We start from the raw sequence: 24,737 nt of genomic DNA, 5'->3' as shown, positions 1-24,737 counted from the left end.
CGTATTTTAGGACGAGACATATCATTGTTTTCGCTGACTTTGGTAGTGCTGTTGTGTTTCGTTAATTCCCAGGTTGCTTTTGAAAACAGATCAGTCTTTTGATACGTCACTTTCTTGGTGCCTTTAACGCTTACTTTACACAGTAGCTGTTTATTTTCTAGGCGTAGGATATGTCGGTACACCAGTCGTCTCGCTGCTGCTTTATCTAACGTAGAACCAGCGAGAGCCAGATACCGATCCCTAAGTTCTAATACAGAGAAATCATCAAGTTGATCCTCAATGAGAATTTGATAGAGAAACGGAATTAGATGAATTGGCTTACTGGACATTTTGTTTACCGAAATTTCGAGTGGGATTTTAAATGCGGATTATAGTCCGTGGATTTATATGCCGCAAGTAAGGATAGTTTTCATTTTAACTTGGATTAAAAATGAAAGACTTAGCGGTTAAATTTGGCTCGAAATTACGTGAGGTACGCAAAGAAAAAGGCATCTCTCAAGATAAACTCGCGCTAATTGCTGACATAGACAGAAGTTACGTTGGCCGCATTGAACGTGGTGAAGTGAATATTACACTCGAAAAAGTGTATGGCTTGGCACAAGCCTTAGAATGTAATGTTGTTGAGTTGCTGCCAGCGCCTTAGGGTAAAAGTGTATTCATACCATTCAAGAACCATTGCGGTTGTCGTTAAGTATCTTGTATACGCTGTTTCTCGAAATGCCTAGCACACTAGAGATTTGTGTAATTTTTTGATGCTCAGAATGCATACTGATAACTTGTTGCTTTATTGCGTTCGAGATTGGTTTCCTACCTTTGTATTTTCCAGCGGCTTTTGCTGCCGCGATCCCTTCAAGTTGACGTTCTCTGCGAATGTTTAATTCAAACTCGGCAAAGACGGCCAACATATCGAGAAACGCTTTGCCGGATGCTGAATCTGTTGAGATAGGTTGTTCTAAAGCGGTCAGTAGGATTTGCTGATCGTTAAAGGTTTTGACCATCTGCTGCAAATCTAGAACAGACCTGGCGATGCGATCGATTCTTGTAATGACGAGAGTGTCTCCGGCTCTTAGGTATTCCATTAGATCCACCAAACCTTGACGTTTGATGTTTGACCCCGTTGAAGTATCAGAGAAGATTTTGATACAACCTGCTTCCGTGAGTTTCTGAATCTGGAGATCTAATGATTGCTCTGTAGTGGAAACTCGTGCGTAGCCGACCTTGCTCATTGAATTTGCTCATTTAGCATCTAGACTTATTGAACATAGTGTCATTTAAAGTGTTTATCCACTCTAAATGAACATTATTGAGAAGCAATGAGTTTGTTGAATTAGGGTATACCTTAAATGAAGGCTTGCAGCCGCATGATGTGGAAGCTACTCGTTTAGAAAAGAGGAGACGTCATGAATTTTCGAGATCCTGAGCTTATTCTTGTTAAGCGTTTTCGTGGCGGAAAGAAATCCTATTTTCAAGTGAATTCATTTGATACCGAATGCGTGTCATTACAGGATATAGAACATGGCGAATGCTTTTGCTTTAAACGAGCGCAGTTAGAAAGCCACATTAACAGCGGCCTTCTTATCGCAACGGTCAAAAATAATGTTCCTGACGTTTTATTCATCAATGCTGTTAAAAAGAAAACAAAACCTGTAGCCGTTGGCAAGAAAGCAGCGAATGAAATGGAGGTAGAGCGTCGATATTTCTATGTGCACAAAGTACTGGATTCGGATCTTCCTGCATTGTCAGCAAATCGGTTAACACCTTGGATTAGCAAGGTAGCAGCAGAAATCGAAGATGAATCCCCACCATCATATAAAACACTCACCCGATGGCTTAAAGCGTTTAATGAATCGGGATGGAAAAAAGCGTCGCTGCTCTCACGTCATCATAATAAAGGTAATCACTCCAATCGACTGCCCCCTGAAGTAGATCAATTACTATCTCAGGTTATCGTTGAGCATGCTAGGTCTTCAGTGAGAGTTAATATAGGCAAAGCACATCGAGATTTTATTGAGCGAATGGAACGGCTGAATGAGCGTCGATGCAACGAAGGGCTACCGATGCTTACTCCGAGCAGTTATGAAACTACGTTGCAGCGTTTCAGAAAGTGACCATCTGGTTGTTTATTTTTGTAGCCTTATAACGGGATGAACAATGAACTTTAGCGACCCTAATCTTATTCTTGTGAAGCGCTATCGAGGCGGCAAGTGTTCTCATTATCAGGTAAGTGATGTGAGCCGAACTGAAATTACCATCAAAGACATCGAGCATGGTGGGCACTTTTCCTTTGCAACACGCCAATTAGAATCCCATATACAAAAAGGCCTGTTGGTTGCTGTCATTAAAGATGCTCTCCCTGAAACGGTATTTGTTAACCCTGTAGGCAAAAAGGCTAAGTCCCAGAAAGCGAGCCGAGAGTTAGAATACGAAAAAACAATGGAAAGGCGCTATGCGTACGTAAGGGGAGTATTGGACTCTGATGTTCCGGCGTATACCGAAAAGCGACTGGTTCCGTGGCTTGCTACATTTTCTGAAACTATTGAGGATGCAAATCCACCAAGCTGGCGAACGTTAGCAGAGTGGGTCAGTGTGTACGTGAAATCAGGTTGGCAAAAGAAAGCCTTGAAACCTGCTCACGCGCGTAAGGGTAATCGAACACAATATTTGGATGATGAGGTTGAGAGGCTTTTATTGAAGGTTGTTAGGGACCACTCATTAAAACAAATCAGAGTGAACTATACGCAAGCGCATAATGATTTCTTGAAGCTTGTGGATGATCTCAATCGATCGAGAGTTAAGCAGGGTTTGAAACCAGTTAAAGCGAGCAGTTACCGCACAACGGTTAACCGGTTTCAACGGTAGTATAGTGATAGCCATATGTACTAATCTGATACCTATTTAAAATTAAATAAAATCAAAGGCTTAATTGGATTGGTATCCAGTGTGCTATAAATTTCTAACTTGTTGCAAGCATCACCTTAAAAAAGCCGCTCTTTATGAGCGGCTTTTTGCTATCTGATGCTTTCTAAAGTGAACACAGTTCGCAATTAGTTTAGTCCACACTGCATACCAAACTATTCGTAAATGCTGTATGAAAAATACTTACTTGCGATTTTTTGATGCTGACCATTGTCGATCAAGCGCTGGATACCGTCATCAATAAGATCTTTGAGTTCATTATCTTGTTTTCGTACCGCGACACCAATACCACGCCCGAACCATTTTTCTTCTGTAAATTTAGGACCCGTAAAGTGGTAGTCCTTACCTTGCTCCGTTTCAAGAAAGCCCGTATTGAGTCCCATAGAACCACCAAACACGCTATCTAGGCGCCCGTTGAGTAAATCGGTAAAGGCTTCGTCGAATGATCCATAACGCTTGATATCTACATTTGGGTAGATCTCGGAAAGGTATTTGTCACCAATGGTAGCGCGCTGAACTCCAATTGTTAGTTCATTTAAGCTGCCGTCATCCATATTGATTTCACGCCCTTTTTCCATGACAAAACGAGTGGGAACTTTAGCGTAAGGCATCGTGAAGTTAACTTTCTTTTCACGTTCTTCGGTAATTGTCATAGCCGCTATAATTGCATCGTTTTTACGGCTTAAAAGCGAAGGGATAATCCCGTCCCAGTCAGTTTTTGAGATGATACATTTTACTTCTAATTCGACACACAAGGCGTTGGCTAAATCGACTTCAAACCCCTCTAATTCACCATCTTGCGTTGTCCAGCTGAATGGTGGGTATGCTCCTTCCACCGTAAATCGGATTTGCTTCCAATCTTTTGCGTAAGTAAATACTGAGAAAACACTGACGAATACAACAAATATCCACTTCATTTTTATTTCCTTATAGTTTTAATGGATAAGTTGGTTAATCAAATGTTAAATAATATCAATGTTAATGCATATCATTGTGAGCAAAGGCATTAGATAACTTCTGGAACTCTTGCTTCCCAAACTAACTACACGACTTTTTCTTATCTAAATTTCTATTTATATCTTTCATAAACAGTAGCTTGCTGTACTTCTCGCAAGATCTTTAAGATACTCACCTTTGATTTATGTTGCATCTGAAACAAAAATCAATACAATGAGCGCATTATTTTGTTGTAGGTGAAACATTATGGCTAATAAAGCGTATCAATGGATGCTCTATCTAACACTTGGCACCAGTGCCTTGTTTGCTCTTTTCTTGGTGGCAAGTGACAACCTTGCGCCGTTCACAACTCAAGCTCAATTGCACATTCCAACCAGCCGTATTGCTGCAGAAGTGTCGGCGCCAGTGGTGGAGTTGGCTGTTAAGAATGGTCAGGATGTAAAAAAAGGGGAACTGCTAGTTCGCTTAGATCCAACTCGTTTTGAATTGGCGTTAATTCAGGCTGAAGCGGCTTTGGTTGAAGCAGAGCAAAGCTATGAAGCAAACAAGCAGCACTTGCATGGCGCGGAAGCGACGTTACGTCAGCGCCAACACGAAGCTCTGAATGCCGAGAGAAAATTGAAGCGTAACCAGCAATTGATTTCGAGAAAACTTGTTAGCCAAGAAACGCTAGACGATAGCCGATCGGACACGATTGTAAGACAGCAAGCCGTCGAAGCTGCGCAAGCCGATATTGAGCAGATAAAAGCTGAGCTTGAGAAAAGCAGCGACAACGGTGCTTTGGCTGTTGCTCGAACTCGCGTTGAACTGGCGCAATTGGATTTGGACAAAACGACAATCGTCGCGCCTGTTGATGGCGTAATCAGCAATCTCAACCTTAACTCAGGAACCTATGTTGGCGCTGGCAGCCCCGTTTTGTTTTTGGTTGATCGCCAGCATGCTTGGATTAACGCAGACTTCAACGAAAAGGGCAGTGCAAATCTGACTGCGGGAACAACCGTTCGTTTGGTGTTTGATGCAATGCCTGGTGAGGTGTTTGAGGGAAATATTCAAGGTCGTGAACTGGCTATCTATGATGCGAGCAGCGACAACAGCGGCCTCGCGAAAGTCGTGAATGATGATCGCTGGATTCGAGACCAACAAAAAGTGCGTACACAAGTAACGTTGCCGTCACTTGATCACTCATTGTTCTCAGGCTCTAAAGTGAGCGTGATGGTGGTGCCTGAAGCGACGTTTTGGGATGTGATCGGAAGTGCATGGATGGAAGTGCTAGCTCGCATTCGTTACCTAGTTTAACTGTGCTCTTCAATCATCGACTGACTGACTACCCACTGACGAAATAACGATTTACGACCTAAGAGGCAGATTATGAATAACGAAGTTCGAGGCCCGATTAACTGGTCTGAAGTAGCTTGGATCAGCGCTATCGTGTCTTTGGGTATGTTGGCTCAACTTTGGCTACAGCTAGGTGTTGCGGCGTACCTCGCTCTTTATCCGGTAATGGCGGCGACCAAGATTAACGACTACTCAGTGAGAGGTATGCTCAAAGCGTTTCTCCCTATCTTGGGTGTCGCTTGTGTGGCTCTGCTTGTCGATCAGTTATTTGCCTCACACCCGGCAGTGGTTTGGGGGATCAGTTTATGGGTATTTGATTTAGCAAGAAGGTGGGCCGACACGCCTGCCAAACTTGGGAAAATCTACATCCCATTGCTCAATTGGTTTTTGGTGATTGTGTTTGCACAACATGGCCCAATGCCGATGACGGACTGGGTTCGCGATATAGCAGTGAGCATGGTGACGACCATGGTTGTGGTGAGATTTGTGATGCTGTTCTTAAAGCCGCCCAAAGCGATGTCGCCGCTGCCAATGCAAAGTGTTCCTGTGACGTACCAGCAGCGAGTGATATATGTGGTCATGCTTGGAGTTGGTTTAGCATTTTTGATGATGGTCGATTTGATTGCCGCGACGTTCTGTATGATGCCTGTGATTATTGCGGCTGCGCAAAGTGAACGCATGAACTATCAAATGGTGGTGAAAAACTGTTTACAAGCCCACGTTGGTGGTTGTGCATTGGCGTTGGTCTTCGTAACCTTGTTAGCGGGGCAACACTCCTATAATTGGGTGTATATCATTGGACTAACAAGCTTGGTGACCATGATAGCAATTTGGATCAGCGGCAGTCGTGGTGGCGTGCGAGGTATGCATACTGAAGCGATGTTAGGAACTATGCTACCATTGCAACTCTATGTTTCAGCAACCGATCTTGGTTTGCAAGATACCTACTTTCGTGCAGAGTTAATGTCCATCGTGTTGGTATTATTAGTGGTCTGCCAAGGAATTATATATGGAAAATCAACCAGCATTATCCATCACCGGAATTGATGCACTCGACAGCAATCCTATGTTCTTAATGGGCTTTGCTTACAAACAGTTTCGAGCTCAAGTCACCGCTGAGATGGGCACCACTTCGGGCATTTCTCTAGAGATGTTTGGTGCGCTTCGAGTGTTAGATAAGCATGGCAAAATCACTCAGCAAGAGTTAACCAATTACTTGCTTCGAAATCGCTCTGTGACCAAGCGTTTGGTTGATAACGCGATTAAGCTGAACCTTATTGAGGCCAGCAAGAGTGAAACGAACAAAAAGGTAAAACTTCTTTCTTTAACGGAAGAGGGCAAGAAGCTTGCCGAATATTGTGAGCCTATGGTCGATAGTATCAGCGAGCAGTTTCAGAGTGCGTTGAGTGAAGACGAATCCAAGCAGTTACAGACCTTGTTGGCTAAGCTTGTAAAAACAGACCAATTCGTCGACTGATTATGCGATCGAAGGTGTGGGTCTAATAACAATCGAATAAAGAGTAAGTGACATGACATACAAAATATTAGCGATGCTAATGATTAAGCTGTTGTTTACGTTTCGTGGCAGTAAACCTACGTCTAAAATCCCCGCCTCTGACTTTGATGCCGAACGCTTCGCTGGTACATGGTATTCCGCTTGTTTTATCCCGCATCCATTGCAATCAAAGCTCGGTTCTTTGTCGTTTAGCTTTTTATTTGAATCTGACGGTAATCTTAAGCTGACAACTCGAGGCTACAACGCGAAAAAGAATGAGTGGAAGACCAAAGAACAAGCCGCAACATTTAAGGGCTCTCAAACCGAAGCGTGGTTTTCAGTCGAAGCGAATAGCCCTTATGAGAAGCAGAGAAAGGTAATTTTCTTGAATGAAGATTACACTCAGGCTTTGTTGGTGGGTCCTACCAAAAATACCTTACAGATCTTGTATCGCACTGCAGAGTTCACCAAACAAGACTTAGACTCGCTGATTGAACGGGCGCAGAGCATGGGTTTTAAAACCAGTAAGCTAGTTCGTGTGTCACAACATATCAATGATGTGCCTGAACAATAAAGTAAGTTCGGCTAGTCCTGACTAGGTAGCTCGGCTAATAAGCAAACAACATTGCTAACCCGTTCTAATTCGCAGGCAACACTACTGCCGATGCTTCTTCGTCTGAATCTTCTTTGTCTTCTACTTGGTCAGCAACCCAGTCAATTGTCTTTGTTAGATAAAGCTTGTTGGTTTCGGTATCACACCAACTCTTGGATAATCCTCTTCGATTGAATTCACTGCCAATTGCTGCGAGTGTCTGGTTACTTGAGCGCCCGTAATACAAGGTGTCACAAAGTTGCAGGTTCGACATCGATTGTGGGTATGTGTTAACCGATGAGGAGTTCATGCTCAGTGCTTTTGATTGGTTATGAGTGCATCCTGTTAGGCTCAGGAAAAAGAAAAGGATCAGTGTATTTTTCATGGTGTATCAGGTCTGTTGCCGATGATTTGAAGACAGTATTGGCATGTATGATTAAATTATTGTCAATTTTCGCCAACTAGTTATAGACCAAGACTTTCCTCCCAATTAGAAAGCGTTGTTAAGCTAACGACAAAAACCGTATTAACAAACAAAAGCGCAATTTTGTACAAAAGCTGAAAGAGACTATAGAGTAGACTGATAAGTCGCTCGATAATCAACAGGCTTGGGAATTGTTATGGAGAACAAGAAACGCTCTAAAGAAAAGGCCGAATATAAGATAACCGAAGAGCTCGGCGGCCTTGAAATTCTTAATGCTGAATACGAAAAGCAGAACTTCTCGCGCCATAGTCACGAGGGCTACACGCTGGGAGTCATCGAGCAGGGCGCTCAGCGTTTCTATCGAACGGGCGGGCATCATATCGCCCCACAAAATGCGATTATTCTGGTCAATGCCGACGAAGTTCATAGCGGTCACTCTGCCACTGAAGGCGGTTGGGCGTATCGAGCCATGTATCCACTCCCAGATCAACTTGCCAAGATCACTCAAGAGCTAAACCTACCCAATTACGGCGCGCCTTATTTCCCAAGAGCGGTTGTTGAAGACCCTGAACTCGCCAATCAATTGAGGTTGGTCTTCAACACGATTGATGAATCCGACAATCGCCTGTTAAGAGAGACCTTGATGTATGGGATGTTGGTTAAGCTGATTAGTCGACACGGAAAATCGCCGCTTAACCCTCAACTCGACGGAAAAACTCAGCGCCAGCTTGTCTTGGTTAAAGAGTTCTTAGATGACTTTCCACAAGCCGACGTGTCCCTAGAAGAACTCTCTAAACTGGCGGCATTGAGCCCGTTTCACTTAGTGCGTTCTTTTCAAAAAGAGTTTGGTCTTCCGCCACATGCGTATCAAATCCAATCTCGGTTAAGGCTTTCGCGTAAGTTATTGAAACAAGGGCATACCATTTCAGATACAGCGCAAGAGTGTGGCTTTCACGACCAAAGCCATTTTCATCGACACTTCAAAAAGGCCAATGGGTACACGCCGGGGCAATACATCAAAATGCTCTAAATCGGACGCATTAATTCGTTCGCGAAATCGAGCAAGTTTGTACAATCGAACCGACTCCACTCTTCTTACATTGAATAGCAAATGTGAAGAGAGAAAAGAATGATATGGATAGTGAAACAATGGATAGACGAACACAGTTATGGAAAGGCGTTTTAGCGGGAATGCCCTTGAGCATTGCGGTAATCCCTTGGGGAATTCTAGCAGGCTCATATGCGATAGATGCCGGATTGAATCAACTTCAAGCGCAAGCGATGTCGGCTATTTTGTTTGCTGGCTCAGCGCAACTTGTCGCCGCGGGTATGTTCAAAGCGGGTATTGGTTTAGGCACCATGTTGTTGACCACACTGTTCATCACCTCAAGGCACTTTCTGTATAGCGTATCGATGCGTGACAAAATCAGCCATCTTCCTGCGCGTTGGCGTCTATTACTCGGTTTTTGGCTCACCGATGAGCTGTTCGCGATTTGTAGTGGGCAGTCTCAGCAAGAGTTTAATCGCTGGTATGCTGCGGGTGTAGGCGGCGGTTTTTATCTCGTTTGGAATATTGCGAGCTTTGTTGGCATTGTCGCGGGAAGCCAAATTCCTTCGCTTAATGAAATTGGGCTCGATTTCGCGGTCGCAGCAACCTTTATCGCCTTGGTGTTCCCATTAATCCGAACTCTACCCGTCGTGGTGTGTGTGGTGGTTTCATTGGTCACTTCGGTTGCCATGTCGGTTAACAATATTGAGGGCGGGCTAATGATTGCAGCGATCGCCGGTATGTTAGCGGGCTTTTTCAGCGAGTCGTTCCAAGACCGAAACAACGGTAACAAGACAATTGTGGAGGGGAAATAGAGATGATTTGGTTAACGATATTACTCATGACTGCGATTGTTTTCTTTAGTCGGTATTTGTTTCTTGAGCCTGCAATTCCGCTTCGACTCAATCAAACCGCAAGGCGCCTATTGCGCTATTCAAGCCCAGCGGTGCTGACTGCTATTTGGGGGCCGATTGTATTTGCTCCTGAACAAACATTTTGGCCAAGCCTTGAAAACCCATACTTGATAGGCGCGGTGGTCACAGGTCTGTTGATTTGGAAAACAGGCAATGTGCTGCTAACGATCGGCGTCAGCATGGCGGTGTTTTTGTTCTATAACCTTGTCGCGGTTGATTTCCTTTTTTCTTGAGCTTCAACGTCAACTTAGGCTTTGTGTTTCTCCTATTCTTTAAGGGCTGTATAAATATGATTACTTGTTATGTTCGATATGTGATTGATCCTAAAAAGGTAAATGAGTTTGAGGCATACGCAAAAATGTGGATTCCTCTGGTCGCTAAATTCGGAGGTCAACACAATGGTTATTTCTTACCGTCGGAAGGGGCGAACAATATTGCCATGGCGCTGTTTACCTTTGAAAGTTTGGCTGCCTACGAAGAATATCGGGTTAAGTCGTTGAGCGATGCTGAGTGCATTAAAGCGTTTGAATTTGCAGACGAAGTTGATTGCATTGTGAGTTATGAACGCAGCTTTTTTAGACCTGTTTTAGAGTGATAGACCTTGCAACGTATAGCGTGGTGGCATCTAATGTACTGATTCACTGTTTGTGTGTTTAGGTTTTGGTAAGGAGTTAGTTTGGCTAAGAAATATTATGTGGTTTGGAAAGGTCGTACACCGGGTATTTTTACCACTTGGAATGACTGTAAGTCTCAAGTCGATGGCTTTGCTGGTGCGAGATATAAATCGTTCCCAACACTAGGCGAGGCTGAGTCTGCTTTCGGTGGTAAAACGTCGTCTGCGTCAGGTTCTACAGCGACAAAGCCAAACTCTGCGGGTAAGGCGACGAAAGCTAAGGTGCCGCCTCTTTCGGAGCAGCAAATCACAGATATGCCTTTTGATATCAAGATCTTTACCGATGGTGCGTGTGAACCAAACCCTGGTGAAGCAGGGACGGGGTTAGCGGTATACCAAAACAACCAATTAACCGAATTGTGGTATGGCTTGTATCAACCTGTTGGTACCAATAATACCGCTGAGTTGCATGGCCTTAAACAGGCGTTTTTGCTCGCAAAAGAGAAGCTAAACGCGGGTCTGTCTGTAGCGATCTATTGTGACTCTAAGTACTCGATAGATTGTATTACTAAGTGGGCAACGGGTTGGGAGAAAAAGGGCTGGACTAAGTCGGGCGGCGAGATCAAAAACCTCGATATTATTAAGCTGGCGTATGCGCTCTACCAAGAGCTGGCTTCAAAAATTACCATCTACCATGTGAACGGACACGTTGGTATTGAAGGTAACGAATTGGCCGATAGAATGTCGATTGTGGCTATTTCATCGAAAGAGCAACAACTCGCTCAATATCGTGACATCGAAGATATTGAGTCTATTTTGGCACTGCGAGCAGGCTAGTTAGGCTTCTTAATGAAAAGCTACTGAAAGTCACTGAAAGCATAAGTCGCCATCATTAGGCAGTGCTAGACGAGCGTTACATTTCAAATCAATGTAGCGCTCTTTTGTTTTTGTGGTGCTCCGTTTTTTTATGGTGCATAGTCGTTCTTGTGAGACGCAGCAGCCCTTGCGATGCTTACTGCCTGAGTTCATCCTTATTGAGCAGGGTTCTCTATCCAACGAGATAATTGCTGAGCTTGTTTGATCGAATTAAAACTGTCTTTCACTCTCTCACGTGCCTTTAAACTCATCGATGTTTTATCGTTACTGCTCAGCTGCGCGAAACGCTCAATCGCTTCTCTTAATTCTTCCACGTTTTTTTCGCTAACCACAAAACCTGTCTCTGGTGAGACGATCTCTTTGCATCCCATGATGTTGGTGGTAATGACTGGCGTTCCCACAGCCATCGCTTCTTTTAAAACCAGAGGCCCTGTATCCACACATCCGGTTTCGGAAAAACAGAAGGGCGCGATTAGGCTGTCATAATTCGATAGTTTCTCTTTCACCCATTCATGAGGCTTAGCGCCAAGAAAGGTCACGTTTCGAGTGAGCCCTTGCTCTTTGACCTGTAACTTTAACTGTTGCTCTAAATCGCCAGTACCAACGATATCGAGATGAATATCGAGAGGTTCGGCAATCGGCGCCAATGCATCAATAAGATGGTGGATGCCTTTTTGCTCCACTAATCGGCCAAGGAAAACAAAGCGAAGTTGCTTCGTTTCGGTTTTTGGGTTGAGTTGGAATTGTTTGGTATTAACTCCGCAGTGCAAGAGTTTAATGTTTCCTTTCGCCATGGTGTTGAAGTCAGCAAGCATGTCTTTACACACGGCAACCACAAAATCACTCGATGAAATCTTATGTTCAATGTCATAAGCGAACTCGTAAACATCATGACCGTGAGCAACGAACGAACAGGTGATATTCAGCAGCTTTGCCGCGACGATGGCGTGAGCTGTGGTGTGCTGACAGAAATGCGCATGAACGTGTTCGACGTCGCTTTCCGCGAGTTGTAGCGCTAATTTAAAACCATAAGCGAACAGTGACTTTTTGGGCATACTGGTTTGCTTAGAAATAAATGAGACAGCCTTGATGAACCCTATCCAGTTAATGCTGGCGACTTTACCCATCCGAACATTTTTACCTATTTCGACAATGTCGTAGTCGAACTGTTTTTCGCTGTTTTCAATTTTGAACGTCATTACACAAACATCGTGCCCACACGCTTTCACAGAGTCGACTTCTGTTTGAATGAAGGTCTCACTGAGTACTGGGTAGGTTGGCGCCACAAATGCTACTTTCTTCATTCCTTACTCCTCAAATCCATATGACTAAAGCTATCAAGCCAAGGTAATAACCAATAAAGCAAGATACGAACCAAGATCGAATCGTAGCTTTGGAGGGCTTTCTGATTGCTTTTCGAAGGCTACCCCTTAAGAGGTAGCTCGTTTTCTCAAATTGATAATCAAATTGGAGTTGCAGTTTTTTTGAACATCTGTGTTTGGTCGTCATTTTGAGAATGGACGCGTAGGTGGCTGATCTAGATGTGATTTCATAGCAAGACACTCTCGGCATAGAACATGCAACGTCAGCCATATAACGTATAAATCTGAGGGCGTCATTATGGCTAAAGTAAGTGTTGTTATTCCTACCTACAATTGTTTGGATTACCTGCCGAAAGCGATTGGCAGTGTACTAAAGCAGACTCATCAAGATGTTGAGCTGATTGTCATTGACGATAACAGTAACGATGGAACGTCGACGTATCTTGCTTCTATAGACGATGAACGCATTATTACGTTGTCCACATTGGGTGTTGGTGCGCCTCAAGCGAGAAACCTAGGGATTGAAAAGGCGACCGGTGAATACATCGCTTTTTTAGACGCAGACGATTTCTGGTTTCCTGAAAAAATTGAGCGCCAACTCGAATTTCATCAACGTTACCCTGATCTCGCGATGAGCTTTACTAACTACGAGCATCTTACTGAAGATTACCAAGTAATAGTCGACTGCTTTAGTTACTGGTCGCAGTTTCAAGATCAAGATGAGCTGTTCATCAATATCGAGAACCCGTTGGAGTTCATCATAGAAAATAACGTGATTGGAACATCAACGGTCATGGTGAAAGCGGATGTGTTTTCTCAAACAGACAGTTTCAATGCTGACATCAAGTATGGGGAAGATTGGGAACTGTGGCTTCGAATGAGTGAAAACCATCAGATCGGTGTGTTGAACTCGGTGCAGGTTGGCTACTTGATGAGAGCGAGCTCTGTTACCCAAACTGAAAGTCTTAAATTGAGAAATTTGCAGTCTATAGAGACTATTCTTCAACATTACCAAAATGACAGTCAACGATGGAATCTACCCACTTCTAGCTTCAAAATCGCAAAGGCGAGAATACTGGAAGGTTATGCTGACTATTATCGAGGTTTACAACAGAATAGACAGGCTATTGCCTACAGTTTCCGTTCTTTGGTCATGTCACCTCAAAAACGCACATTGCGACACCTAATTGGAGACTGTAAAAGTTTCCTAAAGCCAGCTTGGTAAGGAAAAGGTGACGACTATGGGTTCTTTAAAGCAGTCGGCTTACTACGCCATCGGTATATTAATGATGAAAGGGATTTCATTGGTGATGATCCCGTACATTACGCACAATATGACGTTGGCAGAGTATGGTTCCTTAGAAGCCATTGTCTTGCTGGCAGACATTGGGACGATATTGTTCAGCTTCGGTATTGTCGATGCCATGTATCGTTATGTGGGTGTCGCCGAAGGTGATGAAAAGCAAAAGCTTGTCTCGAACTGCTTCACATTGAGCGTGCTGGTGTGCGTGCTTGGGGGCGCCTTGATTGCCCTCAGTATGCCGTTGTTAATCTTAATGTTGCCAGTTGAATTCCAGCCTTACCAGATACTGCTTCTGCTTATTCCTACCATGCTCGATGGGGCGATTTCTATCCCGCTAACGCTGATGCGTATGAACGCGATGGCGAAACGTTTTTGCATGCTCAATGTGTTGAAAGCCGGTGTTCAAGCCATCATGACTTTTGTTTTGCTTGAGGCTGGATACGGTATAGATGGCGTGTTGATTTCAGCTGCGGTATCCAGTGTGTTGCTAATGGTTTGTTTAGTGCGTTATCAATGGCAAGAGATGGGATCTTTTGGTTGCTTCAAATACTCGGCGAAGATCTTAAAATTCGGACTGCCCGTTCTGGTTGGCGGTGCATCAATGTATATGATCATGGGGCTCGACCGCTGGGTAATGGCAAGCTTCGTCGGTGTCGAAGAACTCGCGATTTATGCGGTTAGCGGAAAGTTCGCGTTGATTCTTGGTCTGTTGTTGCAGCCTTACGCGCTTTGGTGGTTTCCAAACCGTGTGGCGATGCTTCAACAGCCGGGTGGCAGTAAGATGTGTGCCGATAGGGCGTTAGTCGGAGTGAACCTCGCCATTGTTTTAGGTTCGTTGATGATTCTAACGGTACCCGGATTTATTTCTCTCATTTTACCGAGCAGTTATCATTACGCGGGGGCCATTGTTGTTGCGCTGCTTGCGATTAGCGTTATCAAAAATGCAGGTGATTATCTTAACCTTGGTTGTTTCAGTGGCGATTCGAGTCAATCTCAAATGTGGATTCAAGGTGGATGTGCGGTCTTGGCGGCCATTGGTTATTTCACAGTGACGCCTATTTATGGCGTGTGGGGTGTTGTCGCGGTTCTTTGTGCAACTTATGTTGTGCGGCTCATGCTTCTGTATGTTGTAAGCCAAGCGATGGAACAATTACCTTATGAACACAGCAAGTGGGTAACCGCAGTTAGCATCGCATTAGTAGCGATAGCGAGTGATCAACTTCTGGGATTGGTGTTGGTTGATGTCCATGACTTTATTCTTGGATCGGCTGTTGGTGTAATCGCGCTGGTGGCCTTTGTTAAATACTCAGTGATCGTTGTCCCGCAAGCTCTGCTCGACAAGTTGATGCTGGGTAAGCGGTCTCACGCAAATTAAAATAAAACACTGTTCATAATGTGTTAGATCCGATAGTATTTATAAATTCAATGAATGCCATCAATGGAAAGATACATGAACAAGTGGATTGTGCTCTCAGCTCTATTCTCAACCTTATCGTACGCTTCGTCTGAATTGTCTAACCACGACGTACTCACTCAGCACTTTGACGTTCCTGAAGCTATCTCCTTAGAAAATCAAAACAGGGTATGTAATAGCCTTGTTTGTAGTTCGGTGTCTGCGCCAAAATCTGTTCCTGCTGTTGGCGACTTCCCAGAGCGAGAATCAAACCCAACGATAGATACAATTGCGAGCGCTATCTATTTCGTCGGTGAGATTGGTGTCGCCGAAAATCTAGCGACACCCGAGTACGAACAGTTTTTTGAGAACTGATTGAAAATTTACTGTATAGATTTGGTGCTTATTTTTTATGCAGTTACAAAAGATATGAAATGCTGTTATAAACGATAAGACCTTGTTTAAGGATTTTATAATCACGGCATTTGGCAATTAGGAAGCACCAATGGAAATCTGGAAGTTACTGCTGTTTATCCCGGCTTGTTTTGCGCTCAATATGACACCGGCTCCCAATAATTTGTTATCAATGAACAACGCCCGTTGTTACGGATTTCAGGCCGCCTTTGTCGCAGGCCTAGGAAGAATCCTCGCTTTTTCTGGCATGATTGCTTTGGCTGCATCTGGCTTAGCGGTTGTGCTTTATACTTCTGAAACGCTGTTTTTCCTGATCAAACTATTTGGCGCGATGTATCTGTTGTGGATCGCGTTCAACCTATGGCGCTCACACGCCAGTCCGGTCGTGGATATCGAACGAAATAAGAATTGGTTTGGTCTGTTTAAACAAGAATTTGCACTCGCTGCTGGCAATCCAAAAGCGATACTCATTTTCACTGCATTCCTTCCTCAATTTGTCGATGTTTCAGCGAACGTAAATACTCAATTCTTTGTTTTAGGTAGCACCTTTCTAGTGTTAGAAATGCTCGCGATATCGATCTACGCGGCATTTGGCTTATACCTCAGAAACTGGTTCTCTAAGCCACAAATGGTAAAACGTTTCAACAAAGCGTGCTCGGTTTTTCTTGCGTTATCTGGCGCAAATTTGTTGGTTATTCGACAGTAAAACATAAGTAACCTAATCTACTCCTCAGGCGTTAGTTAAGTGGCATCTTCGTTAAGGTAGTTCGTAAGCCTTTAGGCTGTTGATATATTGTTAATAGCACCTTTGAGTTTGCATGTTTAAACTTGAGGTTCGGTTTAAATGAGGTCTATCTATGAATGTTGTTTGTGCGGAAAAACAAGAACTGGCTGATATCTACCAGCTTGAACATGCTTTGTTTGGCGCTCACGCCTATCCGCTGTTTTTCTTTCGTCAGGCCTTTGATTGCTGGGGAAAAGGTTTATTGGTTGCTAAGCAAGACTCAAAGATTGCTGGCTATGCCTTAACGACAACCACAGACAAGCAGAATGAGTTTTGGGTCCTATCATTGGCTGTAGACCAGAATTATCGTGGCATGGGAGTTGGCCGGAAACTGATGCAACAGGCGGTTGAGCAGTTGCCTCGAGATGCTAGGCTTTTGCTCACTGTAGACCCAAATAACACATCGGCTCGTGCGCTTTATGCATCGATGGGGTTCGTTACCATCAAGCAAGAAGACAACTACTTTGGTGATGATGAGCCGAGGTTAGTGATGAAGCTCATCATCTAGATTGTTGCTAACGGTTTTTAACAAAGGCGCTTAACTAAATCAAAGGCTCACACTTCAAAGACAATCTCGTAGCTCTAGGTTAGCATCACGATACCGTGCATTAACACGACACTAGAGGTCAGCCGAGTCCTCATATCAAAGTAGCCATCAGGACCTTGGCTCTGGTTCTCTTCTCTCATCGTCCTTTCAGCTCGCCAAACCGCAATATAACCAAAGATGAGAATCAGAGTTGTCACTAGCTCTTTTTGTTCGCCAAGCAATACTGCCAGCCAAGCGATGAGCACAATCGCGTTGCTTATTAGCAGTGCTTTGTTACTTGATTGGCTTTCAAAGTTTTCGATGCCATTTGCCCACAAGATCCCTGAAAGAAAACTCAAAATTGCCACGCTGTAGGTGATGAACAGCGTTTCACCGCTTATCCCCATAAATTGGCTGTCGGTGAGCGAAAGGAGAAGACCGAATAAAAACGGAATTAACCCCATGTACCCCAGTTTGGCCATGGTGTTACGGGTTTGAGTTGTTGCCATGTAATCCGCCTTCATAACTGCTGCTCAATCGCGTTTTTGAGCGTGGCACTCACTGGAGATGTGGAGCTAGGGAAGGTGGCGACGACTTTACCTTCTTTACTGATCAAGAATTTGTAAAAGTTCCATTTAGGCGTTACGCCCGCTTGCTGTTGTATATCTGTAAACACGGGGTTGGCGTTGCTACCAGACAGTGAAGCTCGCGCCATCATTGGGAAGGTCACGCCATAGTCTAGGTAACAAACCTTTGCCGTCTTCTCTTCGCTTCCCTTGTCTTGGCGAAAATCATTACTTGGGAAACCGATAACCGTGAAGCCTTGGTCTTTGTAGGTTTGATGAAGTTGCTCGAGTTGCTCAAACTGCGGAGTGAAGCCACATTGGCTCGCTGTATTTACCACCAATAGAGTTTTGCCTTGAAACTCATCGCACAAGGCGATTTCTTCGGTTGAGTTTAACAAGCGCTGTTTGCCATTAAGTATTTCGGGACAGCTCGCTGCAAAGGCGATGGAACTCGTGAGGCTTGTAATCAGTGCGGTTGAGCAAAGTAGTGAACATTTCATAGGGTTGGCTCATTTTAGTTGGCGTAATGGTTATTACTCTTGAGCACGATGAAATGATCACTTTGCGTATTATTTACTGTCTCATTAACTCGCGCTTTTAGTTGTGCTTTTGCTCTCTGAGATAAGATATGGAGCGACCAAGCGACTGATATTCACTTTTGCACCAAGGCGAGCCGCTAATAGATACATGCCACCAATTTTTCGGTGCAGGAACAGCGCATCGGCGGGCGGCGTATGCCAATACTCTTGTTCCATGCTCAAAATGGTGCCTGCTTCACGAAGCCTTTGTGCCAATCCACTGGCTTTGAAGTCGTACTCTTCGTCAACTAACATCGGCTCACAGGCCATCTTCACTAGATTTAGAATCGCTTGGCGTTGTTCGGGAAGAATTGTCTCGCTAAAGAATCCTATTTGCTCTAAAGCTCGGTTGAGCACTTGCTCATCGTTGTTAATGACAGAGGAAAAGGCCAAGCGATAACCCTCGCTGAAGCGGTCACTGTATTCACGTGTTGCTCCGAAATCTAACAAGCCAATTTGTCGGGTGTTTTCAACGTAAAGGTAGTTGGCGAAATTGGGATCGGTTTGCACCATCTTAAAGTCGAACAACTCTCTGAATAGAAGCTCAAGCAAGCTGTGCATCACAAAGTCACGGGTGTCTTGGTCGTAACTTTCTATCTGTTCTATAGAGACGCCTTCGATGAAGTCCATGGCGAGCACGGATTCTGAAGAGACTTGCGGATGAATCTTAGGTACGACGAAGTGAGAGTGCTCTTTTAATGCATTGTGATAACGAGTTGCATAGCCAGCCTCTCGAGCGTAGTCCGCTTCATCATGGAGCTGTTTTTTTGCCTCTTCTAACAAGCCTTTGTAGTCGACCGACTTTGGTATCAAGCCAACAATGTTGAGCAGTGTGCCGACGTTGTCCACATCACTGTCGATGCTTTTTCGAATGCCTGGGTATTGGACTTTGACGGCGAGTTTGTCCCCAGCATCACTATAGGCTTGGTGAACTTGTCCGATAGATGCACTGGCGATCGGTTTAAAATTGAAGGACAGGAATTCGGTTTTCCAATGGTTCCCGAGCGAGCTTTCTAACACTTGATTGAGCTGTTTTGTTGGCAGTGGATCGGCATCGGAGCGCAGGCGAGAGAGAATGTCGGCTAACTCTGGTTCTAAGATATCACCCGCATCCATTGATAGCATCTGTCCTAACTTCATAGCCGCACCGCGCAGGTGTGCGAGTTGATCGGTCAGGCGAGCAATGTTTTGTGGCGTTAACAGTAAGTCTTTTGCTTTGGGCCTGTTGCCTTGTGCAATTTGTTTGGTGCCTTCCGTTAGCACGTTACCCGCGACTCTTGTCGCCAACGAAGCGAACTTACTGAATCTAGAAATTCGATGTGTGGGAAGGTTTCTCTCTTTTGCCGACATAAAGGTTCTCTCTGGGAATCAGGGTTGATACCAATCGTAGTAAATAACTGTTCACCCTAGCTTGTTAAAAATCTCGATAAAGTCGTTAGATTTTTTGATTGTAGAATAACTACTTATCTAAACTTCTTGTCGAAAAGAGCCGCCTTGTTCTCAAGCTTTTTTCCTGCGCTATTTCTTGACACTTACCTACTGTGATTGGTATGACTACAAAGTTCTATCAATCATTACACAACCGTATGTTTTGTTGTGCTAACTTGTCGCGTGGAACAGTAAACAGAATTAAAAGGACAAAGCATGAAATTTATTTGGTTGAAAGTGGCCGTTACGGTATTGGTGTTCGCAGCCCTATTTGGCATCGTTTACTACAAAGTCGCCAGCGGCATGTCTTAACTCAACACTATTTTGTGCAGCTGTTACCGTTGCAACGTGATTTTCCGGTTAGCCAAAACGAAATCTTATATCGATTTTTGGCAAACCGTAGATAACACCAATCTGCCATTGGCTTAAAAATCGCCCAACGTAACGGGGCATACAGCCAACCCTTTCCTACTAGCTTCCACGCTTGGTAAGTCACGTCTAAACCGAGCAGCAGCTTTCCGTTTTCGTCCAGTGCATGCAAGATTGTATTGGCTGCCTCGGCATCTATTTGCGGGTAGTTTGAAAACGCTTCACTGTAGATATCGACGGTCTGGATCTGATCTTTGGAATCAGACTTAGTCAGTGCTGCCATCTCTTTTGCACAAAGTGGACAGGTTCCATCGTAAAATATCGTTAATGCAGTCATTGTTTTCCTTACTATTTTCGTCAATTCTCATTGATACGACATCACCATTTAGGTGGATCATTCTGCCCAGTTATCCGACACTGTTATTGTGGCAACCAATTTACAGTATCATCTCGAGGTAACATCCGTTCCATGCATTTAAAAAATAAGAGCCTATCTCCAATGACAACAAAGTTAATGAACCGTTTGATTATAGCTGTGACAGCCCTGATGCTCAGTGGTTGTGTTAGCTACAGTATTACCGAGCAAGAAATGACGAAGTACCTTGAAGACTCAGTGATGCTAGAACAAGAGGTTGGTGTACAAAGTGTGATGTACGCACAAGTGGCTGTGGATGATCTAGAAGTGCAAATTGGTCGAGCCGATGCACAACGCGTGTCCGTGTTGGCGAATACCAATGCAAAAGTTCAAGTGTTCAATATGCCTAATATGGGGTTGGATTTAGACTTAGAGTTCAGCGCGATTCCCGAATACGACAAGGAGAGTGGCGAGGTGTATCTAAAGTCGCTGCGACTAGAGCGCTTTGAAGAAAAAGGCAAACAGCTTTCGCCTGAAATAGAGACACTACTCAAACCAGCTGTATCGATGATAGGTTTTGCTTTGTCCCAGTCTCCGGTTTACAAACTCGACAGCAACAAGGTTCAAGAGTCGTTGATTAAGTCATCGGAACCCAATCTAGTGATTAAAGACAATAAATTGGTTATCGAATTGTTTGATTAGAGGCTTGTTGTATTAAAGGTTGACTAGTTTTTGCCTGAGTACGGAGTAACTTGTTATTGTGTACTCGGGCTGAGGTTAATTCACTCTTCTGATTGTTGTTCGATAAAAGCCATTAACCAGCAACTTATTTGGTGCTAGGGCATTCAGTCGAGATGTCTCCAAACTGTTGTTTATGAACATTGATTGTCAGATCACTCGGTTTACTCCAATCGATGATTAACTTAAAAACATGTCGTAATCAGAATTTGGCCATTCTGGGATTGGGTCAACGTTATCAAAGCGATGCTTAATCAAAGTAACAAGCACTTCAATGCTGATGTGTTCCCACGCCAGTAAAAGATCTGCATTACGGTATTTATCTAAGAATAACTTCAAAGTCATTCCAACCATATTGTGTGTTGATGGGCATGCCATATTGGATCGCAGTTGGAGCAATGGTTACCAAGGCCGTCATCTGGCTTTTCGGCATGTCGAACAAGAATAATTCGTTGTACTTGATCGTTACTTGTTTTTTCTGCTTCCGCAGTCGCAGTATTACAAGCCATACCTAAGAGTATCGCCAAGAATATTTTTACTTTCATTTTTTACTCGAAATTTATTTAGCACTCCTGCAAGGTTAATAACGATATTTTCCTTAATATCATTTGTACGTGTGTTTAATTTAGAACTCGAATTTTGCTTTTAGGGCAAATACCACATCGGTTTTATTCTGGATTAAATTGATGTTGTCGAAGCCATTGGTCAGATCAACCGCGGTGTGATTCAGAACTTGCACACTTGGAGAAATTTGCAGCCATGGTGTGATTTGAGCTCGGTAATACGCTTCAGTTGTATATTGGTCGTCTAAGTCCAACCCTTGCGTTGTGCTCTCCATTGGGCTTGCCCAGTTAACTGCCAGTCCAAACATGTCTTGGTTTCTCTGTGCAGGAATGTAACCAAAGCCGGCGCTTACTGAGGCGTCATACATGGCTCCGCCATCTTGAGCCCATCCAGCCCTAATGAAAGGCAACCAACGTTCAGCCACTAAACCTGATAGAGACAGGTTGATACCGTAACCTTCATCATCGTTTCCAACTGCGTCACGCTGCCATAGGCTGATATGAGCATTGCTGATGAACAGCATATCTTTACTTGGTGTCCAACCGAGTTCTAAGCTTTTCCAAGTGGCCCCTGTGTCAAAGAGCTCTTTGGCTCCTTCAACTAAGTCAGAAGCGTTGCCTTTAGCATCAAGAATACTGGCCGAGCCATAAATGCTATCTGAGAAAAAACCGCCGGCCATAACACCCAGTGCACCATCAGGCAATCCACCAATCGTTCCACTTCCGGAAGTAAACACACCACTGTTGAAGTCATTCCATGGGCTAGCTAACGCATAAAAATCGGTGTAATCCGTCATGTCTAAGAAACCGGCGTAAACCACCATCTGTTCTTGCAGTAGAGATTGACGCCAAAATAAATGAGTGGTTCTAAAGCCTTGATCACCATATAAGGAGTGAGCAAAACCTAAGTAACCGAGATCGGCCAAACCGTATTCTTTCGGGGAGTTTTCTGTGTATTTATGTCGATGCTCAAACTTGAATACAATTCCGCCTTTGTCTCCATCTTCTGTCTCTATAAGATCCCATTGACCAAAGACTCTTAATGCTCCTGCCGCAGCAGATGCATCCCCAAGAGGATCAATCGCTCCCATAATCAGCATGTTGTAATCCATGCCCAACTGTAAGCCATGCTCTTTTTGAAGGTTTTGCTTGGTTTCATTCCATGAATCGTAATGTGAACGCGAAGTCGAGGACTCTACTGACATTACTTCAGCGGTTGTTGCCCCTGATGCCAATATCAGAGCAATCGTTGACATATTCAAAAGATGTTTCATTTTAACCTCTTAGTAATTACGACTCAGCTTGGTTAATCAAATACGCTGAGTGCAAAAATAATGATGTATCTACTTTAGGATTGGATGACTGAACTTGATTGTTACTTCGCCATAAGTGTTCTCAACTCTAAGCTCTCCCCAGCGAGATTTATCTTGTGATAAAGGTGTTGCTAGACGGAGTGTTGTTTTCAAGGTGCTGCTTTCAAGATCGCCGTCGATATATGTGTATTCCGGATTGAAGGTGAAAAAAGTGCCATCGTCGCCAGTTTTTAACGTTCAGGAATGCCGCAGCAGTACCACCAATCGCGGTTTGGTTGTTGATGCCAAATCCACCGCTTTGGATAAAGTCTTCTTTGTATTCGTATCGGTATTTCACATAGGTTATTTAGATAAGCCGGAATGATATAAACGTTTAATGGAAACTCAGAATTGCTATTGTCTGACGTGATCAGACAAACTATTTGAACCTTGTTGGTTTTTTTTGAGGTGGAAGTCGTAACCTATGCATGTTCTGTCTATACTCATCACGTCAAAGTGATTGATTTGAAAGTAATAAAGCATTATTTGAATATTGGAGTCATCTATGAATTTCAGCCTCGAGCAACTCTCCACCTTTGTGACGGTTTACGAGCAAAAATCTTTTAGCAAGGCTGCCGCTAAGCTAGATAAACACCGTAGTACCATCGGGCAAGTTGTTGTCAATTTAGAGGATATTCTTGATGTCGCACTCTTTGAGCGCAAAGGTCGCAGTGTTGAAGCAACACAAGAAGGTAAATTACTTTACCGCTATGCCAAGCAAGCCGTTGAGCAGCTAAAAGTCTTTGATAAAATAGCGCTCAACATCTCCCAAGGCGAACCAGAAACCATCAATATCGGTTATCTAAGCTTTATGCCACAGCTCATTTTGGCTGATATCAGAATGCAATTACAAAAAGACTTTCCAGGTTGTCGAGTCAATATGCTGGTCATGAATAAAAAGGAGATTGAGCAGGGGATTGAAGATGGGACACTGCACTTCGGTTTTTTGAATACTCATGAGAGTAGGGCGATGAATAGCTTTCACGCGGTTTACCTAGAAACCCTTACGCTGCTCCCATTCGCAAGTAAAGGCAGTGAACTGAGTAAAACGCCACCAAACGAACTGTTCTCTAAGTTAAAAATATCTAAGCAGTTAATCTTGAAATCATTAATCGATGAAGGGATGGCAGATAAAGTCACCCTTTCTGCTAACTATGAGCTTGTTGACCAACTTGCGCTTGTGATCCAATTGGTTCGGCTAGACTTAGGTTGGGCGTTACTTCCTCGCTCTGTTATTTACTCTGAATTTGTGCAGCAGAATTTAGTTGAGCTCAAGCCTACTGAGATTAAAAAAGGTTTAGAGGTTCCCATTTCTTTATGGAGCCCACATTCTTTACATATTGAAGGGATAAGGGAATCTATCGTTACTGCTGCTAATGAATACATCCAACACGTTTATGATGAATACTTCTAACTTGGGTTTATTAGATGAAAAAACAGCCAGTAAAAATCACTGGCTGTTATGAGGGCATATTAGTGCGCGTTAGGTAGATCGTCTCCAATCGCTTGTCGTAACTTCATCAGTTTCGTTCTTTGCCAGATATTCGTCCTTGATATCTGAATCTCGAACTCTTGATGTTCATCACAAAAGATCGCTGATGGCAATTGGTCATAACTTCCGATCAAATCATCAACTTGCACCTGAGACAAATTGGCGACATCTACGCCGACTTCGCTTACATATGAGGCCAGTTTACTCTCCTGAACTAACGTTGGCGCTTTCGGTTCTTTGACAGATATTTGTTGTCCTGTTTGTTTAAAACTAGACACATCAAATCCCATATCATCGATGCTAGTTGCACTTGTCGTTCCTGAAAACGAACCCGTGAGTAGCAATGCACATATAGCCTTTTTGATCATGATTACCTCACTTTTT

General features: G+C 43.8%; 30 protein-coding genes and 1 pseudogene. 19 read left to right on the top strand and 12 right to left on the bottom strand.

The window, feature by feature from the left end; genetic code table 11:
* A pseudogene (locus AB4558_RS17790) lies at window positions 1–329 on the bottom strand (hypothetical protein); the annotation flags it as partial.
* Window positions 330–430: 101 nt separating this feature from the next.
* Between AB4558_RS17790 and AB4558_RS17785 the strand changes: the two are divergent.
* Window positions 431–643: a helix-turn-helix domain-containing protein gene (locus AB4558_RS17785; RefSeq protein ID WP_065676525.1), complete on the top strand. Its 213-nt coding sequence runs from the start codon at window positions 431–433 to the stop codon at window positions 641–643.
* A gap of 22 nt (window positions 644–665) precedes the next feature.
* On the opposite strand, the gene AB4558_RS17780 is transcribed toward AB4558_RS17785, so the two are convergent.
* Complete coding sequence (locus AB4558_RS17780) at window positions 666–1,226, bottom strand: recombinase family protein (protein ID WP_102321418.1); 561 nt, start codon at window positions 1,224–1,226, stop codon at window positions 666–668.
* A gap of 174 nt (window positions 1,227–1,400) precedes the next feature.
* Here AB4558_RS17780 and AB4558_RS17775 point away from each other — a divergent pair, with 174 nt between their 5' ends.
* Window positions 1,401–2,108: a helix-turn-helix domain-containing protein gene (locus AB4558_RS17775; protein ID WP_136978159.1), complete on the top strand. Its 708-nt coding sequence runs from the start codon at window positions 1,401–1,403 to the stop codon at window positions 2,106–2,108.
* Between the two features lie 43 nt (window positions 2,109–2,151).
* Entirely contained in the window at window positions 2,152–2,859 is a 708-nt protein-coding gene (locus AB4558_RS17770) for a hypothetical protein (protein WP_102393850.1), read from the top strand.
* 212 nt (window positions 2,860–3,071) lie between these two features.
* On the opposite strand, the gene AB4558_RS17765 is transcribed toward AB4558_RS17770, so the two are convergent.
* Complete coding sequence (locus AB4558_RS17765; RefSeq protein ID WP_017070266.1) at window positions 3,072–3,833, bottom strand: transporter substrate-binding domain-containing protein; 762 nt, start codon at window positions 3,831–3,833, stop codon at window positions 3,072–3,074.
* Between the two features lie 286 nt (window positions 3,834–4,119).
* Here AB4558_RS17765 and AB4558_RS17760 point away from each other — a divergent pair, with 286 nt between their 5' ends.
* From AB4558_RS17760 to AB4558_RS17745, 4 genes are all read left to right on the top strand, one after another.
* The gene (locus AB4558_RS17760; protein ID WP_372072987.1) at window positions 4,120–5,169 is read left to right on the top strand and encodes an HlyD family secretion protein; all 1,050 of its coding nucleotides are present in this window, start codon (window positions 4,120–4,122) and stop codon (window positions 5,167–5,169) included.
* Window positions 5,170–5,241: 72 nt separating this feature from the next.
* On the top strand, window positions 5,242–6,255 hold the full coding sequence (locus tag AB4558_RS17755) for a DUF2955 domain-containing protein (protein WP_017070267.1): 1,014 nt from the start codon (window positions 5,242–5,244) through the stop codon (window positions 6,253–6,255).
* Window positions 6,218–6,685, top strand: a complete 468-nt coding sequence (locus tag AB4558_RS17750; RefSeq protein ID WP_017062227.1) for a MarR family winged helix-turn-helix transcriptional regulator — start codon at window positions 6,218–6,220, stop codon at window positions 6,683–6,685. Before AB4558_RS17755 ends, AB4558_RS17750 begins: the two co-directional genes overlap by 38 nt.
* 52 nt (window positions 6,686–6,737) lie before the next feature.
* Window positions 6,738–7,277 (top strand): lipocalin family protein, encoded by a 540-nt coding sequence (locus AB4558_RS17745; RefSeq protein ID WP_017062226.1) that lies wholly within the window; start codon window positions 6,738–6,740, stop codon window positions 7,275–7,277.
* A 64-nt stretch (window positions 7,278–7,341) separates the two neighbouring features.
* Here the strand turns inward: AB4558_RS17745 and AB4558_RS17740 are convergent, their stop codons facing one another.
* Window positions 7,342–7,680 (bottom strand): hypothetical protein, encoded by a 339-nt coding sequence (locus AB4558_RS17740; protein WP_050650325.1) that lies wholly within the window; start codon window positions 7,678–7,680, stop codon window positions 7,342–7,344.
* 235 nt (window positions 7,681–7,915) lie between these two features.
* Between AB4558_RS17740 and AB4558_RS17735 the strand changes: the two genes are divergently transcribed.
* The 5 genes from AB4558_RS17735 (at window position 7,916) to AB4558_RS17715 (ending at window position 11,131) form a co-directional block, all read left to right on the top strand.
* Window positions 7,916–8,749 (top strand): AraC family transcriptional regulator, encoded by an 834-nt coding sequence (locus tag AB4558_RS17735; RefSeq protein ID WP_050634771.1) that lies wholly within the window; start codon window positions 7,916–7,918, stop codon window positions 8,747–8,749.
* Between the two features lie 104 nt (window positions 8,750–8,853).
* On the top strand, window positions 8,854–9,582 hold the full coding sequence (locus AB4558_RS17730; protein ID WP_172380082.1) for an AzlC family ABC transporter permease: 729 nt from the start codon (window positions 8,854–8,856) through the stop codon (window positions 9,580–9,582).
* Window positions 9,583–9,584: 2 nt separating this feature from the next.
* Entirely contained in the window at window positions 9,585–9,914 is a 330-nt protein-coding gene (locus AB4558_RS17725; protein WP_102434275.1) for an AzlD domain-containing protein, read from the top strand.
* Window positions 9,915–9,970: 56 nt separating this feature from the next.
* Window positions 9,971–10,276, top strand: coding sequence for an NIPSNAP family protein (locus tag AB4558_RS17720; RefSeq protein ID WP_017062221.1), 306 nt, complete (start codon window positions 9,971–9,973; stop codon window positions 10,274–10,276).
* 81 nt (window positions 10,277–10,357) lie between these two features.
* Entirely contained in the window at window positions 10,358–11,131 is a 774-nt protein-coding gene (locus AB4558_RS17715) for a viroplasmin family protein (protein WP_372158963.1), read from the top strand.
* Between the two features lie 194 nt (window positions 11,132–11,325).
* Here AB4558_RS17715 and AB4558_RS17710 read toward each other — a convergent pair whose 3' ends face one another.
* The gene (locus AB4558_RS17710; protein ID WP_372072982.1) at window positions 11,326–12,474 is read right to left on the bottom strand and encodes a glycosyltransferase family 4 protein; all 1,149 of its coding nucleotides are present in this window, start codon (window positions 12,472–12,474) and stop codon (window positions 11,326–11,328) included.
* Window positions 12,475–12,790: 316 nt separating this feature from the next.
* Between AB4558_RS17710 and AB4558_RS17705 the strand changes: the two genes are divergently transcribed.
* From AB4558_RS17705 to AB4558_RS17685, 5 genes are all read left to right on the top strand, one after another.
* Window positions 12,791–13,717 (top strand): glycosyltransferase, encoded by a 927-nt coding sequence (locus AB4558_RS17705; protein WP_017062218.1) that lies wholly within the window; start codon window positions 12,791–12,793, stop codon window positions 13,715–13,717.
* 16 nt (window positions 13,718–13,733) lie between these two features.
* Window positions 13,734–15,170: a lipopolysaccharide biosynthesis protein gene (locus AB4558_RS17700; protein WP_372072980.1), complete on the top strand. Its 1,437-nt coding sequence runs from the start codon at window positions 13,734–13,736 to the stop codon at window positions 15,168–15,170.
* Window positions 15,171–15,245: 75 nt separating this feature from the next.
* A complete protein-coding gene (locus tag AB4558_RS17695; protein WP_017070274.1) occupies window positions 15,246–15,563 on the top strand; it encodes a hypothetical protein in 318 nt (105 codons plus the stop codon).
* A 130-nt stretch (window positions 15,564–15,693) separates the two neighbouring features.
* On the top strand, window positions 15,694–16,308 hold the full coding sequence (locus AB4558_RS17690) for a LysE family translocator (protein ID WP_372072978.1): 615 nt from the start codon (window positions 15,694–15,696) through the stop codon (window positions 16,306–16,308).
* Between the two features lie 151 nt (window positions 16,309–16,459).
* Window positions 16,460–16,894, top strand: a complete 435-nt coding sequence (locus AB4558_RS17685; RefSeq protein WP_017062214.1) for an N-acetyltransferase — start codon at window positions 16,460–16,462, stop codon at window positions 16,892–16,894.
* 74 nt (window positions 16,895–16,968) lie between these two features.
* Here AB4558_RS17685 and AB4558_RS17680 read toward each other — a convergent pair whose 3' ends face one another.
* The 4 genes from AB4558_RS17680 to AB4558_RS17665 all read right to left on the bottom strand — a co-directional run bounded on the left by AB4558_RS17680 (window position 16,969) and on the right by AB4558_RS17665 (window position 20,190).
* Complete coding sequence (locus AB4558_RS17680) at window positions 16,969–17,436, bottom strand: DUF3429 domain-containing protein (protein ID WP_017062213.1); 468 nt, start codon at window positions 17,434–17,436, stop codon at window positions 16,969–16,971.
* Window positions 17,433–17,978 (bottom strand): glutathione peroxidase, encoded by a 546-nt coding sequence (locus AB4558_RS17675; RefSeq protein ID WP_372072976.1) that lies wholly within the window; start codon window positions 17,976–17,978, stop codon window positions 17,433–17,435. Before AB4558_RS17675 ends, AB4558_RS17680 begins: the two co-directional genes overlap by 4 nt.
* Window positions 17,979–18,062: 84 nt before the next feature.
* Complete coding sequence (locus AB4558_RS17670) at window positions 18,063–19,406, bottom strand: ABC1 kinase family protein (RefSeq protein ID WP_372072974.1); 1,344 nt, start codon at window positions 19,404–19,406, stop codon at window positions 18,063–18,065.
* 397 nt (window positions 19,407–19,803) lie between these two features.
* Window positions 19,804–20,190, bottom strand: coding sequence for a thiol-disulfide oxidoreductase DCC family protein (locus AB4558_RS17665; protein WP_017062190.1), 387 nt, complete (start codon window positions 20,188–20,190; stop codon window positions 19,804–19,806).
* 162 nt (window positions 20,191–20,352) lie between these two features.
* Between AB4558_RS17665 and AB4558_RS17660 the strand changes: the two genes are divergently transcribed.
* Window positions 20,353–20,910: a DUF1439 domain-containing protein gene (locus AB4558_RS17660; protein ID WP_017065247.1), complete on the top strand. Its 558-nt coding sequence runs from the start codon at window positions 20,353–20,355 to the stop codon at window positions 20,908–20,910.
* Between the two features lie 216 nt (window positions 20,911–21,126).
* On the opposite strand, the gene AB4558_RS17655 is transcribed toward AB4558_RS17660, so the two are convergent.
* A complete protein-coding gene (locus AB4558_RS17655; protein WP_372050963.1) occupies window positions 21,127–21,285 on the bottom strand; it encodes a hypothetical protein in 159 nt (52 codons plus the stop codon).
* Window positions 21,286–21,571: 286 nt separating this feature from the next.
* Complete coding sequence (locus tag AB4558_RS17650; protein WP_372072972.1) at window positions 21,572–22,783, bottom strand: carbohydrate porin; 1,212 nt, start codon at window positions 22,781–22,783, stop codon at window positions 21,572–21,574.
* A 583-nt stretch (window positions 22,784–23,366) separates the two neighbouring features.
* Here AB4558_RS17650 and AB4558_RS17645 point away from each other — a divergent pair.
* Complete coding sequence (locus tag AB4558_RS17645; protein WP_372072970.1) at window positions 23,367–24,275, top strand: LysR family transcriptional regulator; 909 nt, start codon at window positions 23,367–23,369, stop codon at window positions 24,273–24,275.
* Between the two features lie 59 nt (window positions 24,276–24,334).
* Here AB4558_RS17645 and AB4558_RS17640 read toward each other — a convergent pair whose 3' ends face one another.
* Complete coding sequence (locus AB4558_RS17640; protein WP_017071821.1) at window positions 24,335–24,721, bottom strand: hypothetical protein; 387 nt, start codon at window positions 24,719–24,721, stop codon at window positions 24,335–24,337.
* Window positions 24,722–24,737 lie beyond the last annotated feature (16 nt).

Source organism: Vibrio sp. 10N.222.51.C5, from assembly GCF_041474575.1.
GTDB lineage: Bacteria > Pseudomonadota > Gammaproteobacteria > Enterobacterales > Vibrionaceae > Vibrio > Vibrio crassostreae_C.
The sequence above is the reverse complement of the archived record's forward strand: the minus strand, read 5'-3'. Positions and strand labels throughout refer to the sequence as shown.